Annotated in this window: 11 protein-coding genes and 3 pseudogenes; 3 read left to right on the top strand and 11 right to left on the bottom strand. The window is 67.2% G+C overall.

The window, feature by feature from the left end; translation table 11 throughout:
* Positions 1-249 precede the first annotated feature (249 nt).
* On the bottom strand, positions 250-1266 hold the full coding sequence (locus ACIQG9_RS29615) for a potassium channel family protein (protein ID WP_400408513.1): 1017 nt from the start codon (positions 1264-1266) through the stop codon (positions 250-252).
* A gap of 220 nt (positions 1267-1486) precedes the next feature.
* On the opposite strand from ACIQG9_RS29615, the gene ACIQG9_RS29610 reads away from it, so the two are divergent.
* Positions 1487-2218 (top strand): helix-turn-helix domain-containing protein, encoded by a 732-nt coding sequence (locus tag ACIQG9_RS29610; RefSeq protein WP_400408512.1) that lies wholly within the window; start codon positions 1487-1489, stop codon positions 2216-2218.
* 136 nt (positions 2219-2354) lie between these two features.
* Positions 2355-2951 carry an ATP-dependent Clp protease proteolytic subunit gene (locus tag ACIQG9_RS29605; RefSeq protein WP_400408511.1) on the top strand — a complete coding sequence of 199 codons (597 nt, stop codon included), beginning with the start codon at positions 2355-2357 and terminating at the stop codon, positions 2949-2951.
* 304 nt (positions 2952-3255) lie between these two features.
* On the opposite strand, the gene ACIQG9_RS29600 is transcribed toward ACIQG9_RS29605, so the two are convergent.
* Together ACIQG9_RS29600 and ACIQG9_RS29595 are read right to left on the bottom strand one after the other, a co-directional pair.
* A complete protein-coding gene (locus ACIQG9_RS29600; RefSeq protein WP_400408509.1) occupies positions 3256-5040 on the bottom strand; it encodes an adenylyl cyclase in 1785 nt (594 codons plus the stop codon).
* 166 nt (positions 5041-5206) lie between these two features.
* A complete protein-coding gene (locus ACIQG9_RS29595) occupies positions 5207-6181 on the bottom strand; it encodes a zinc-binding dehydrogenase (protein ID WP_400408508.1) in 975 nt (324 codons plus the stop codon).
* 364 nt (positions 6182-6545) lie between these two features.
* Between ACIQG9_RS29595 and ACIQG9_RS29590 the strand changes: the two genes are divergently transcribed.
* Entirely contained in the window at positions 6546-7013 is a 468-nt protein-coding gene (locus ACIQG9_RS29590) for a hypothetical protein (RefSeq protein ID WP_400408506.1), read from the top strand.
* A gap of 140 nt (positions 7014-7153) precedes the next feature.
* Here ACIQG9_RS29590 and ACIQG9_RS29585 read toward each other — a convergent pair.
* The 8 genes and pseudogenes from ACIQG9_RS29585 to ACIQG9_RS29550 all read right to left on the bottom strand — a co-directional run.
* Positions 7154-7698 (bottom strand): annotated as a pseudogene (locus ACIQG9_RS29585) (transposase); the annotation flags it as partial.
* Between the two features lie 329 nt (positions 7699-8027).
* Complete coding sequence (locus ACIQG9_RS29580; RefSeq protein WP_400408504.1) at positions 8028-8276, bottom strand: hypothetical protein; 249 nt, start codon at positions 8274-8276, stop codon at positions 8028-8030.
* Between the two features lie 341 nt (positions 8277-8617).
* A pseudogene (locus ACIQG9_RS29575) lies at positions 8618-9114 on the bottom strand (NUDIX domain-containing protein).
* 200 nt (positions 9115-9314) lie between these two features.
* On the bottom strand, positions 9315-9692 hold the full coding sequence (locus ACIQG9_RS29570) for a hypothetical protein (protein WP_400408503.1): 378 nt from the start codon (positions 9690-9692) through the stop codon (positions 9315-9317).
* 1223 nt (positions 9693-10915) lie between these two features.
* Complete coding sequence (locus ACIQG9_RS29565; protein WP_400408501.1) at positions 10916-11308, bottom strand: hypothetical protein; 393 nt, start codon at positions 11306-11308, stop codon at positions 10916-10918.
* Positions 11308-11607: a NucA/NucB deoxyribonuclease domain-containing protein gene (locus tag ACIQG9_RS29560; RefSeq protein WP_400408500.1), complete on the bottom strand. Its 300-nt coding sequence runs from the start codon at positions 11605-11607 to the stop codon at positions 11308-11310. Before ACIQG9_RS29560 ends, ACIQG9_RS29565 begins: the two co-directional genes overlap by 1 nt.
* A gap of 1041 nt (positions 11608-12648) precedes the next feature.
* The gene (locus ACIQG9_RS29555; protein ID WP_400408515.1) at positions 12649-13089 is read right to left on the bottom strand and encodes an SUKH-3 domain-containing protein; all 441 of its coding nucleotides are present in this window, start codon (positions 13087-13089) and stop codon (positions 12649-12651) included.
* Between the two features lie 691 nt (positions 13090-13780).
* A pseudogene (locus tag ACIQG9_RS29550) lies at positions 13781-14041 on the bottom strand (hypothetical protein); the annotation flags it as partial.

Below are 14041 nucleotides of genomic sequence, written 5' to 3'. Positions count from 1 at the left end.
CAAGAACAAGTAGCCACCGCCAAAGCCACCACCACCGACACCCCCGAACAACAACTCACCAACCTCCTCACCAACGGCGACACCTGGACGATCCGCTAGTGCGCTGTCCATGACCGACTCCTCACGGACGTCCCTCGCTCATCGACATCACTACCCACTCCAGCCCGCCCGCACGTGAAATCGTGGCCATTCCCCGACAGGGGGAATGGCCACGATTCCGTTCCGGCGGCGGTGCCCCGGACGTGGGTGTCAGGGGGTGGCGGTGTTGGCCGTGGGACGGTCGTCGCGGACGTGCACCAGCATGTCGCCCGTCTCGATCACCGCGCCGGCCTTGTCCGCCAGGGTGACCACCTTGCCGCGCCGGACCAGCGCGATCACCAGGGACTCCAGCTCACGCGGCGACTTGCCCACCTCGTGCCGGTCGGCCGAGCGCATCGCCAGCGCCATGCCCTGTCCGGGGGTGAGCAGGTCCTCCACCACGTCGATCAGCGGCGGGGCCGAGGTGGAGAGGCCGAGCAGCCGGCCGGCGGTGGCCGAGGAGACGATCACGTGGTGGGCGCCGCTCTGCCGCAGCAACGGGGCGTTCTCGGCCTCGCGGACCGCCGCGATGATCCGCACCTGACCGGCGGTGAGCTGCCGGGCGGTCAGCGCCACCAGCACCGAGGCGTCGTCGCTGTCGGTCGCGATGATCACCGCCTTGGCGTTGCGGACGTGCGCCTCCTCCAGCACCGACGAGCGGGTGGCGGAGCCCTCGACGGCGACCAGCCCGGCGGAGGTGGCCTGCCGCAGCGCGGTGCTGCTGCGCTCCACCACCACGATCCGGGACCTGTCCAGGCCGTTCTCCAGCAGGGCGGAGACCGCGCTCCGGCCCTTGGTGCCGTAGCCGCAGATGATGACGTGGTCCTTCACGACTTTCCTCCACCGCGACAACCGACGGCCGGTCCGGTACTGCTCGGTCAGGACTTCCAGGGTGGTACCGACCAGGATGATCAGGAAGATCACCCGGGCCGGGGTGATGAGCAGGACGTTCACCAGCCGGGCCGACGGGGCCGCCGGGGTGATGTCGCCGTACCCGGTGGTCGACAGGGAGACCACCGCGTAGTAGAAGCAGTCCAGCAGGGTCAGGCCGTCCTCGTTGACGTCGCGGTAGCCGTCCCGGCCGAGGTAGACCACCGCGACCACGGCGAGGACCAGGCCCAGGGCGGCGGCCAGGCGAAGGCTCAACGCGCTGAGCGGGCCCCGCCGCTGCGCCGGGAAATGGATCACCGTCGGTCCTGCTCCCCCTGGGTCGCCTGCACGCCCACAACATAGCCGTTGCCGGGGGAACCGCACGCCGGGGTGGCGGTCGGGCCGGTGGCCCGGCCGGGACCGGCCGGTGGCCCGGCCGGGACCGGGCGAGCACGCCGGGGTGGCGTCGGGGCCGGTGGGCCCGGTCGGGACCGGGCATGATGGTGGGGTCGGGGACACCGACCGGGAGGAGGCCCGCATGTCGTTGCTGCGCCGGGTGATCGGCGGGGTGCTGCGTCGGGTACGGCTGCGCCAGGGCCGGACGCTGCGCGAGGTGGCCATCGCCGCCGGAGTGTCCCTGCCCTACCTCTCCGAGGTGGAGCGCGGACGCAAGGAAGCCTCTTCCGAGGTGCTGGCGGCGATCTGCCGCGCCCTCGGGATCAACCTCTCCGACCTGCTCGAAGAGGCCAGGGACGAGCTGCGCCGGGTCGAACGCCGGGTCCCCGCCACGCCGGGCGCGGGCCTGGCCCGGCTCGACCGGGTCCCGACCGCCCGCCGCGACGGCACCGGTCCACACCTGCGGGTCGGCCCACTCACCGGCGGCGCACTGCTCCGTCTCACCCCGGGCCGGCGCCGCCCGGCCCGGCACGCGTGCGCCGGGTCGCCGCCGTCGAGCATCGGCTTCCTGCCGCCCGGGGTCGCGTTCCGGCCCTACGGTCGCGGGCCGCAGCCCGGTGTGAGCCGGCGGACGCCCGGCAGCACGATCGTGGCCGGTGGCGGGACGGCGACCCACGTCGGCGCGACGATGCTGCTGGCGGGCGGCCCGCTGCTGCCACTCCTCGGCGGCACGTCGCACTTTCGGGCGGCGACGGTCACCGCGCCGGTCCGGGTGATCACCTCCGCGCCGGCCGTCCGCCCCGCTCCGCGTACCGCCAGGATGCTGGCCCGGCGGCGGGCCCGGGCGGGCCGGCGGCGGCTGGTCGCCGGCTAGGCCGGCCGGGTTCTGCCCACGGCGGATCTGCCGGCGGCAGAAAGGCTGGGGCGGTGGTCGCCCGGCGGCGCAGGCTGGACCCGCCGGTCCGAGGGCGGAGCGAGGTCGCCCGCCGGCGACCTGGAGGGTGGTCACGATGATCGGGTATGACGTGCGGATGCTGGACGGTGGCCAGCATGCCTTCGGTGACCAGGTGTTCGAACGGCTGCTGCGGGAGCGGATCATCTTCCTCGGCACCGAGGTCACCGACGCCTCGGCGAACCAGATCTGCGCCCAGATCCTGCTGCTCGCGGCCGAGGACAGCGAGCGGGACATCTACCTCTACATCAACTCGCCGGGCGGTTCGGTCAGTGCCGGAATGGCCGTCTACGACACCATGCGGTACGTCAAGAACGACGTGGCCACCCTGGCGCTCGGCCTGGCCGGCTCGATGGGACAGTTCCTGCTCTGCGCGGGCGAGGCAGGCAAGCGGTTCGCCCTTCCGCACTCGCGGATCATGATGCACCAGCCCTCCGGCGGGATGGGCGGCACCGCCGCCGACATCACCATCCAGGCGGAGAACATGCTGCACGTGAAGCGGACCATGCAGGAGCTGATCGCCCAGCACAGCGGGCGCACGCTGGACGAGATCCAGGCCGACTGGGACCGGGACCGCTGGTTCACCGCCGCACAGGCCCGCGACTACGGCCTGATCGACGAAGTGATCACCCGCGTCGACCAGCTCGCCGGCTGACCGGGAAGGCCGACGGCCGACGGGCAGTGCCGCCGGCCGTCGGCCACGCGTCGGGTCGGGGCAGTGCGGCGGAGTCCGCCGGGAAGCCCCGCGCGTAACCGGTGACCCACCTCTGGTGGACATCCGTGGGGGCCGACGGCACCGCGTGCCCCGGACCCGCCCCCTCGATCGTGTCCGGCGCACGCCGCCAGGTGTGGCGCGACAGGCGCTCGTCGATACGAGAAAGCCTATGCGTTCCGGGACTTGCCGCGCGGGCATCATCGCCGGAGCGCATTTCCCACGAAATTCGTTACATCGACGACGGTCAGGGGTAGCTGATCACCGGGCTGGTGCCGTAGCTGCCGACCACCGGCACCCCGACCTCGTTGACCGTCTTCTCGATGCCGCCGCTGCCGTCCAGGAAGACGGTCACCATGTCGTGGAAGCGCACGCCGTCCCGCCGGGGCGCCTCGATCGCCCGGTCGCACCGGATGTCGACGCCCTGGTTGAAGTACGAGTAGACGCCGAGCCCCCACGCCTCGTGGGTACGCACCCGCTCGCCCACCCGGTACGACGCCCAGCCCCGCCCGGTCGGGCTCGACCAGCCGGCCTGGCTCGGCGGGTCGTACGGCAGCTCGCTCTGGTAGAAGACCGTCCGCCCGCGCTCGCCGTTCCACACCGTCTGGTACCGCTGGTAGTGCTCCACGAACAGCCCGTACGCGGTGACGTCGGCGCCGTTGACCACGACGCCGGTGTCGGCGGTGTTGGTCGTCCAGCCGATGCCGTTGCCGTGGTCGCCCCGCCAGGCCCAGACGTTGTCGATCAGCGTGTGGTCGCTGTTGACCACCAGACTGGTCCGGGCCCGACCCACCCACGGGCCACCGATCCGGAAGAAGACGTCCTGCACCGAGATCGGGTCGCGGGCGTGGTCGCGGTGCGCGTGCCGGGAGCCGATCTCGACCAGCACCTCCGACTCCCGTTCACCGGCGTCGACCAGCACACCGGCGATGCGTACCCCGTCCACGTCGGCGACCCGCAGCGCGGCGTCGCCGGTGCGCGGGGCGAGGCTCGGCATGCCGAGACCGAGTACCACGGTGCCCGGCCGGTCCACCCGCAGCGCCCGGTCCAGGCGGTAGACGCCCGGGGTGAGCAGCAGGTGCTTCCCCCGGGCCAGCTCCCGGTTGATCCGCTGGGCGTCGTGGCCCGGACGGGCGATGAAGAAGTCGCGCAGCGGCAGCGAACGGGTGGTACCCGCGCCGGCCGCCCAGGTGGTGCCGGCCGTGTTCCGGCGCAGCGCCGGCACGGCCACCCGCCAGCGCCCGGCGGCGTCCACGAAGAGGTACGGCTTCTCCCGGGTCACCGGGCTGGTCGGCAGCGTGGTGTACGGCGGGTCCGGGAAACCCTGCGCGGGCGCGCCGAGCACGCCGGAGAAGACCTGGTTCCAGACCCCGTTGGTCCAGTCGCCGCCCAGCTCGCTGTCGCGGGTCAGCCACTGCTGCTGGGAGCCGTTGATGGTGACGCCGTCCACCTTCGAGTCGGCGATGTAGCCGCCGCTGGAGTAGCCACCGTTGCCCGGTTCCAGCCAGAGGATGCCCTTGACGTGCACCCGCCGCATCGGGGACGCCTGCGAGACGGCCCACTGGTTCGACCAGTCGGTGGGGGTGACGGCCAGGTTCTCGGCCGAACGCCAGAAGTTGGTCAGCGCGGAGATGCCGGCCGGCGAGTTCGGGTCGGGCTGGCCGACCACCCGGACCGCGCCGTGCACGTCGACGTCGTCCGGGTGCGCGCCGAGACCGGCCACCGTGGTGTAGTAGCCCAGCCGGGCGTCCACCTCGTAGCGGCCGGGCTTGAGCAGCACCGCGTACCGGTCGGTGCCCATCTCGTTGCGTTCCTGCCGGGCGAAGAGCCGGTCGAAGGTGGACTGGATCTCGGCAGCGGGGGTGCCCGGACCGTAGACGAAGACGTTCGGCCCGAAGTCGGGCTCCTCGTCGTCGCCGTGGTGGGCGGGCGCGGCGAGCGCCGGGGAAGGGACGAACCCGGCCGCCGCGGCGGTGGCGGTGGCCGCGAGGGCGAGGAGTTGGCGGCGGGACGGGTGGAGGTGGGAGGTCATCGGCCTGCCTGTCGGTGGTCGGGGCCGCGTGGCGTGAGAGCGCTCTCTGAGTGCGTCGGCGGCATCCCGGGCGGTGGTAGGTGGGATTCAGCTTTTCTACCCCGCCGACGCGGTTCGCGCCAGAGGGCACCCGGCCGCACCCAGCCCCCGGCCGTCCTGACTGGAGTCACCGGGTGAGGACCACCTTCCCGAGCGCCCGCCGACCCTCCAGGTCGGCGTGCGCGGTCGCCGCGTCCGCCAGCGGATACGTCGACACCAACGGACGCCACCAGCCCCGACCGGCCAGCTCCACCGAACGGGCCGCCAACCCGGGAATGCCACCGGGCACGGAACGGATCCGCTGCCCGAGCCAACCGGCGGTCAGGCTGCGGTCGACCAGATCCGCCGTGCTGATCCGGGTCGGCTCACCCGCCGACCAGCCGAACATCACGAACCGTCCGCCCGGCGCCATCGACTCCAACGCGGCCCGGCCCACCGCGCCGCCGACCCCGTCGTACACCAGGGTCGGCCCACCGACCCGCTCCCGCACCAGGTCCGTCCAGTCCGGCCGGCCGTAGTCGACCACCACCACGTCCCCACCCAGGTCACGCAGGCGACCCGTCCGCTCCGCGCCGCGCGCCGCGGCGACCACCGTCGCCCCCGTCGTCCGGGCCGCCTGCACCAGCAGCCAGCCCATCCCACCCGCCGCCGAGGGCACCAGGACGACATCGTCCGCCGCCGGCCGCTCCAGCTCGAAGACGCCGAGGGCGGTCCGGCCCGTGCCGACCGCGGCCACCGCGTCGGGAAAGCTCATCCCCTCCGGTACGTCGAACAGCGACCCGACCGAGGTGACCGCCTGCTCGGCGTACCCACCGGGCACCATGCCCAGATGGGCGACCACCCGCCGGCCCAGCCACCCCCCGTCCACCCCGTCACCGACCAGGTCGACCGTCCCGGCGACCTCCCGGCCCGGGATGGTGGGCAACTCCGGCAGCGGCATCGGCCCGCCCACCTCACCCCGGCGCAGCGTGGTGTCGAGCAGGTGCACCCCGCTGGCCGCCACCGCGACACGTACCTGGCCGGGGGCGGGTGCGAGGTCCGGCACCTCGTCCAGGACCAGGTTGGTGGCGGGACCGAACTCGTGTAGCCGAATCGCATGCATGAACCCATCCGACAACCTGAATCGGGCTTGAGGTCAAGGAGCGACGGGCCGGCCGGATGGAAGAGCCCAGGTCGAGCCACGCCAGCGCGAACGTGGGAGGCCGGCCCAGGCGGGACGGCCGCTGCGCCTTCAAAGCGCCCATCGGCTCCCGGGCCCTGGCGGACCGGTTGCGGGTCCAGCGCGGCGTCGGTCAGCGCGGCGTCAAGACGACTGCACGCACTCCGCAGGAAGCGCTGCGGGCACCCGAACGGTCCGCAAGCGCAGCGACCGCTCGGGTGGCTCAGGACGCCGGAGGGTGCGTGCGCAGCGACCCCCTCTGCCTGCGGGGTCATGCCCTACCTCGACGGCTTGGCAGACTGACGGCGTGACCGATGAGCATGGCCTGGGCGAACCCGACACGGATCGGCCGGCCCGGACACCAACTCGCCACCTCGCGAGGCGGCTGGCAAGGGAGCTGACAGGGGTGGCGACTGTGGAGATCGACGACGTCAAGGGCCGGCTATCGGTCGCTGTCACACCAGGTAACCCCGATGCTCGCGCCTTCGGGTGGACGGACTTCTCCGATGAACTCGTTCTGCAGGTCGGCGACTACGGCGGCCGGTGGGAGCTGGAAGCCGGCCCCGAAGACGTCGCCCTGCTCGAAGACATCGTTCGCTCGGTGATCGCCGGCAGGGTTCGGGAGGTGTTCGCTCCGGGCCGCTCGGCCATCTCGGTCACGCTCGCCGATGGGTCCGTGGAGACCGAGATCGGAGGCGACGCGCCGGCCGGTTGCCTGCCGCTGCCCTTCTGGCGCCGTTGGTCCCGCAGCGTCCAGTACGCCCCGTACCGGTGAGCGTCAGTTTGGAAGAGCGTTGCCGGATGCCGTGATCTGTCCGGAGCGCCTGGTCGGCGGCGGTGTGGTGTGGACCGAGTCAAGGGTCACGTCCGTGTTGCTGGTGTAGGGGACGGCCATCGCGGGATCCGGTCTGATGTTTATGCGGCGATCGGAGCGGGGTTGGGCTGGTCGTTGTCGTGTTGGTCTGGCTGGACGGGGATGAGTCGGGCTTTGGCGAGTAGTTCCAGGCCCATGTAGCGGCGGCCTTCGGTCCATTCGTCGGTCTGCTCGGCGAGGACAGCGCCGACGAGGCGGATGATCGCTGCCCGGTTGGGAAGATTCCGACGACGTCGGTGCGGCGGGGGATCTCCTTGTTCAACCGCTCCTGGGGATTGTCGGACCAGGTCTGGCGCCAGATCTCGCGCGGGAAGCCGGTGAACGCCAGGGGGTCATCGCGGGCGTGGTCGAGGTGCTCGGCTGCGGTCGGGAACTTCGTCTCGATCGTGGCCACGACCCGCTGGAGCTGGGCTCGGACGGCGTCGGCGTCGGGCTGGTCGAAGATCGTGCGGACGAGTGTGGCGATCCACGGCTGCGCCGACTTCGGCACCTTCGTCAGCAGGTTCCGCAGGTAATGCGTCCGGCATCTTTGCCACACGGCTCCGGGCAAGGCCGCGCCGATGGCCTGCACGAGGTTGCTGACGGCAACCGTAACGGCAACAAGCCAACGACTACGAACTTGCGCACCCTCGCGCTACCCACCGTCACCTCGCCTTATCGTTCGACACGACTCACCTCAGAGCGCACCATCGGGCAATTCCGGAGAGGTTAGGTACTCCGTTGGCCCCTTTCCATCTTCCCAGTAAACCCAAAGGCGCATACATCTTGGGCAATGCAGAACAATTCTCGCCAACCCGAAGAGGTGGGAGCTATCGAGATCCACATCGAATTCACGACGAGACAGCAAGAGCAGGCTGTCGTCGGGATCGTCATCCCTTAGGATCATCCCGCACACACAAATCATCTTGGCCACCACTACCCGCCCATAAATTCCAAGCCACCGATCGGCTGCTTGCCCCAGCTTCCGATCATCCCATCGAGCCTTCCCAGCGCATTGCCGAACTGGCCTGCCGACAGGCCCGTGCCACTAAGGTCAACGACCACGCCACCCCCATTCACCTGGAAATATTTCTTGGCAACATTGGTCAGGATGTTATTGATGGATCGGCTTGTTGGCGAATAGACATCCCAGGCAACACCATCCACCAGCAGATCGCTAGTCATTCCTCCTGATCTTGTGCCAACCGGATCACGAAGAACAACGTTACCTCCACGAGCCGCCATGTGCTGCGCAGCCGCAACCTCAGATGCGGACGGATTCGCTGCCGACACTCGGAGAGATCCCAAGTTTGGGCCAGCGATTATCTCACCGCAGTTGTGCACGAGGACAGGGGTGTTGCCGGCGATTATTAGTACGTGTGGGATTTTCAGCCCGTCACGCAGTGTGACTTACGTGTTTATGGCGTTTCACCTGGCCTTTCGCGTGTGGCACCAACTTGCCGAATCGACGTCTATCGGTGTTGACGGCGACGGCAACCTGGGGAGACGTCCGCGCCCTTCAGTGGTCAGGGCATCGATGGGTGGCGTAATCCGAGGTAGGGGGTGTCGCGGTGCTCGGCGTGGTGGTGGAGGCGGAGTCGGACGGTGTCGTGGATGGGGATGTGGTCGAAGTCGGTGGGGTGGATGAAGCGGACCTCGGTAGACTCGTCGCTGACGGTCAGCGTGCCGCCGGTGACTCGGGCGAGGTAGGTGACGGTGAACTCTTGCCGGACCTCACCGTCGGCGTACGCGATGACGTGTGCGGGGTCGGTGTAGATGCCGAGCAGGCCGGTGATCTCGATGTCGAGTCCGGTTTCTTCTTTGCCCTCGCGGACGGCGCACTGTTGGAGGGTTTCGCCGATGTCCATGGCGCCGCCGGGTAGTGCCCAGTTGCCGGAGTCGGTGCGCCGTTGCAGCAGGACGCGGCCGTGCTGGTCGGTGACGAGGGCGGCGGCCCGCCGGGGACGAGGCTGTTGGCGGTGGGTGCGTGGGGGTCGTGGTAGTGGTCGCGCCGGCCGGTCACCGGGTCTCCTTGGGGTAGGCGGTGGTGGTTTGCCAGATCTGTTCGAACTGGTCGGCGTGGGCGGCGAAGATGCCGTGCGGGGAGAGTTCGCGCAGGTGTAGGGCGGGGTGTTGGTAGCCGCGGGCGCGGTGGCGACTTCCGGCAAACGTCGCCAGGCCACAGGGAGCAGCGCCCCCAGGGCGGAGAGTCGCCTTAACCCTCTACAAGGCTCCCCCAATTTCCAGCCAGGAGCGAATCTGACTTCCAATCCCTTTATCTTCGACATGAGAAACTACCCACGGCAGAGCGGACAGGATCAGCTCAACATCTTGCAATCCCGGAAACGCCACCTCACCCACCAGAGTCACCTCACCACAAATAGGCGCATAAAATCCATCGCCCGCGTTGAGGTAATCGGTCCTCCGTTTTTCGGATTCCGCGATTGCGCGTTCACGCGTGAGAGGAAGCTGCCGCAGGGCCCACTCGGCAGAACCATCCGGTGTAAGGATTTGCGGCAGCCCGGAAATCGGAGGCTTGAACCGCAAGGCAAGCGCTGCAATTCTGCAGCATCCAGTAGGCACCGATCGCAGCTCTAACACCCTCAAGATCGACAGCCAGCAGGATGGCCTCTGCAGCAAGGTTGAGGTCCTCGGTGCGCCGGCCCGGGGTTACGTCCCGGAAGGGATTGGCGCTGATCTCCAGGGACTCGAAGACCGATAGCCACCACTGCGGCGAAGTGCCCTCAGGGAAGCGGCGAGACACCCAGTCAGCTAGCTGCCCTTCAGGGACAGCTCGCATTTCACGAAGATCCGACTCTACCCTCATTTATGGCGCCCTTCCGCCAAAGTCGCGGATAGTTGCGAGCGGTATCCTGATGCCAGCTTGACCGAAGGCATTTACCCTTGATTTATGAACGAGGCGGCACACTGAGCGCAGGGCGGCGTGTAGCGACCCGTGAAGTTGTCGAAAGATGTAACCCTGCCGCCACTTGCGAATGTGATCTGCCCAGCACCAACAACCGGAGATCCGCCACTGGCTATTGGATGGTGAATGCCAGGCAAGTCGCGAACAATGTTCAGATTTCCCCCCCTCCCCTACCGTCCAGAGATACCTGCCGCCGCCTGCGGCTGCCTGCGAGAACTCGGTAGAGCCAGCCGCAATTGCGGAAACTCCCTCGAAGTCGGCTGCCATCTGCTCGAATGGCAGATCGCCCGGCTTGCTATTGCCGACCACTCCATTACCGCAGTTGTGCACGAGGACCGGCGTGTTGCCGGCTACCACATAGTACGTGTGGGCGTATTGCGGTGGTCGCATCACCTGCCATTGTTGATCATGGCTGGGGCTGCGGATTCGCCCGCACATCACGTAGAGCGAAGCGTGGACGGCCCCCACGACGGCAACGCCGACGGCAACCTCCACGCACAAGTAGACGGCAGCGACACGGAGGCCTGCCGGCAACCGCGACGCGGCCGGCCAGGAGACGCACGCAAGCCAGGCCCCGCAAGCGCCTCCGGCGATCGACACCGTGCCGCTACGCGACACGCTACCGAGTACCCACCCGGCGTGCAGCCTTACAACGACGTTTCAGCAGGTCCGCTGCGCTCCCTGTCCACAGTGTCCATATTGATTGATACATCCACATGCTATCCGTCTATCTTACGGCAACGCTGACGGCAACCCAGGCCAACAACCACGCCCTTCAGTGCACATAGTCATCACGCGATCACTGTCGGATTGGCTGATCGCGTGGCCCGCCTACGAAGAGAAAGAAGGGCTCGACCGAGCACCTATGCGCCCAGCCGAGCCCTTATTCATCGCAGATTCAAGCCACGACTACGGTCACCTGACTTGGCAAATCTCGTGGTTCAACGAACACGCGGATCACGACAGACCGGGCGGGCGAAAGATCGATCTCCTCAGTCTGCGCCGCAATAGAGTTTCCTACGACCAAGACGCCACTCGGCAGCGACAATTCACCCGCGAAAACTTCGCTTCCCTCGGGACTACGGCCGCCCACCGAAAGTACGATCACGCGCACTTTTCCATCAGCATCCGATCGGGTTGCAACGCAGATCATGCCCTCATTAGCGATCGCTGGTTCATCGCCGGTTTCCCACTGAGGAACCTCCACAGCATCCCTGTCACCGATCTCGATCTGACCATACAGAGGTAGCACGTCAACCTCAGTGTCAACCTCACGATCGCTCGCGCTCACTAGTTCACCACCACTTCGAACGGATCACCTTGTCCGATGCCGAACTTCCTGTAGAAGGCAGACAATACGCCACCTTGCCGTCGCTGCTCCTGGAGGGGAACGCCTAGGATTCGCGCTCCGGCACCGCCTTGCATCGAAGATGCGAATGGATACTCGTCGGGACTGAGCGGCGCGCCGCAGAAGCCCGCACAAGCTGCGGCCCTATTCGCATTGATGTCCGCCTCAATCATGGTCCGGTTCAGGACCATTGGCTTACCATCCGCAAAAGCAGCGCGAATGTTGTTTGCGATATTCGGCATCCTAGAGGAGTCAAATACAACTCTCGGAAGGGTGAACGGCCCAACACCATTTGCATTCACCGGCCCAATGGCGGTATCCGACATTGAGGGAGCGGGGGTGTCACCGCCGCCGCAGTTGTGTACGAGGACCGGGGTGTTGCCGGCCATCACATAGTACGTGTGGACGCGACCGACAACTACGCTACGTCACGTCAGGCCTCACCTGGGACTTCAGGCTGGTTCGGGGCCCCACAAAATCACAATCATCGATCATGACAGCAACGGTGACAGCAACCCCCACGCACAAGCACGACCGGAGACAGGCCGGCTGGCGCACGAACGAACCGGCGGAACACGTCCACGCACCCGAGGGAGATCAGCAGCGGCCGGCGCCGCGAGGATACGAGGCCGCCCCTCCGGCCTCAAGGGCGCTACGCGTCGCCCCGCGACCGCCCTACGGCCGGCCCTTGACCCCGGAGACCACTACAGCCCCGCAACCGCCGACACCACGCGGGCAGACGCCTACGGCGCCCACCCAGCCGCGCCGCGCCACCGACCGCCGCCACGAACCGAGCAGCGACAAGTGTCCGAGAATTCGATCTGGATTCCTTCGCGCCACTATCGGATGAAGAGTCTGGCTAAGAAAAGCTATACAGGATCAAGACGGCCCGGCCGAAGCCGGGCCGCGCGCACGCGCTATGCCGTTCCGGCCCGCGCGCACGCGCCCACGCAACCACTACACCGACCCGGCGACGCCTCCCCCGCCGAGGCGGTCAACGCCGTGACGATCCCTTCACGGGTCAGCCACCGCGCTGACTTCCGGGGGATCGACGCCACGACGCTACGCGCCGCGCCACTGAACAGCCCACCGAGCCTCCTCGCACTGCCGCGAGCGTCGGCTACTGTCCACAATGGATTTGATCCATTAATTTAGATACATAGTAGATGTCTGACAGCAACCGTGACCGCAACCGGGGCGCACAACCATGCACGTCTACGCATAAAGCGACGAGTCCACTACGCCCCGAAGTGAAGGCGGTAGTCCAATCCCTGGACCAACCCTCATCCAACACTCCATTCCCCAAGGTAGGTTGGCCGCCGCCCATCGCGTATCAATCTAAGTAACTCAAATGAGGTTCCTCCGTAGCTATAGACCGAAGCGTCTCGACCAGCGAAGAACGAGCAGTCATCAGCAATATAGATAGTAAAGTGGAAACCGTCAGTACCAACAGGGCAAAGACTCTTACCCACAATCTCAGCGCACCTTCGAGCAATACGCGCATCGCGTAACGTCGCAACAGAGGTTGGGTCAAATCGCGTCCAGCAAAACGACCTCTCCTCACCAAGCAATATACTCGGCTCATGAAGCAGGTAGAGAAACGCAAATTGCGATAAGAACACTATTGCAGCGTCGGATACGTCGAACTCTAGCGAGCGCAAGGAGTCGGTTAATTCACCTATACCTACCTGCCGCCCAGGGTGCCAGCCAGCACGTTCAAGCATAGCGACCAGGTCGCCAGGAACCGAATCCATCAACATCACCTCGACCGATCCGTTGCGCCAGCCCGCACGAGGACGCTCTGGCACGAAAGGCACGCGGGCTCGGGAACACCTGTAGAACTTCGAACAGTAACGAACTCGATGTCTGCCAAGGTTAGCGGTCGCCCAACCAAATCCTCAAAGGCCGCGCCATGATTCGCAATCAGCAGATTACAGGCACGAACCTCCGCACAGTTGGCTGCGTCTCCCGCAAAGGTTTGCCCGCCATGTTGGAGCTCGTTTTCAATTTCCGGCTCAAGATAGTTCGACCGAGAGGATGGGCCCGAATATCCGACCTCGGTTAGATCCGTTCCTCTGAACCTTGCAGCCGCCGTCATAGTCGCGTCCTCGGGAGCGTTACGTGCGGCAGCACGCGCCGTATCCGTCAGATTGCAGTTGTGTACAAGAACCGGCTGGTCACCGGCCATCACATAGTACGTGTGGGACTTTCACCCCGTCACCGTAGTGTGACCTACGTATTCATGGCGTTTCACCTGGCCTTTCGTGCGTGGCGCCAACTCGCCGCATCGAAATCTATCGGCGTTGACGGCGACGGTGACGGCAACCTGGGGAGACAGTCGCGCCCTTCAACGCCTATGGCATCGATCGGTGGCGCTATCCGAGGTAGTGGGTGTCGCGGTGCTCGGCGTGGTGGCACCGCCGGGCACGGGGCGAGCTGACAGAATCGGGCGTTCAGGAACGACGTCTTGCCGTAACCCGCCAGCCCGGCCACCACCCCAGAGACACCGGCCGAGCGGATCGTGACCGGCTGGCCGTCGGCATCGGCGCCAGCGGCCCACACCGCCGGGTCCGACCCTGCGTCAGTGGATTCGGTCCAGGTTGCGGGTTGGGTGAGGGGGTCGTGCCGCAGTGCCCGTATCCGAACCAAGCCGGGGCGGACCTGCGCCACCCTCAC

Source organism: Micromonospora sp. NPDC092111 (assembly GCF_044755745.1).
GTDB lineage: Bacteria > Actinomycetota > Actinomycetes > Mycobacteriales > Micromonosporaceae > Micromonospora.
Note: the sequence above shows the minus strand (reverse complement) of the source record. Positions and strands in the feature narration are given on the sequence as shown.

Coding starts and splice junctions, on each gene's coding strand:
- ACIQG9_RS29610 (WP_400408512.1), top strand. CDS start 1,487: ATGTCGTTGCTGCGCCGGGTGATCGGCGGGGTGCTGCGTCGGGTACGG.
- ACIQG9_RS29605 (WP_400408511.1), top strand. CDS start 2,355: ATGATCGGGTATGACGTGCGGATGCTGGACGGTGGCCAGCATGCCTTC.
- ACIQG9_RS29600 (WP_400408509.1), bottom strand. CDS start 5,040: ATGACCTCCCACCTCCACCCGTCCCGCCGCCAACTCCTCGCCCTCGCG.
- ACIQG9_RS29595 (WP_400408508.1), bottom strand. CDS start 6,181: ATGCATGCGATTCGGCTACACGAGTTCGGTCCCGCCACCAACCTGGTC.
- ACIQG9_RS29580 (WP_400408504.1), bottom strand. CDS start 8,276: ATGACTAGCGATCTGCTGGTGGATGGTGTTGCCTGGGATGTCTATTCG.
- ACIQG9_RS29560 (WP_400408500.1), bottom strand. CDS start 11,607: ATGCCGAATATCGCAAACAACATTCGCGCTGCTTTTGCGGATGGTAAG.
- ACIQG9_RS29555 (WP_400408515.1), bottom strand. CDS start 13,089: ATGCTTGAACGTGCTGGCTGGCACCCTGGGCGGCAGGTAGGTATAGGT.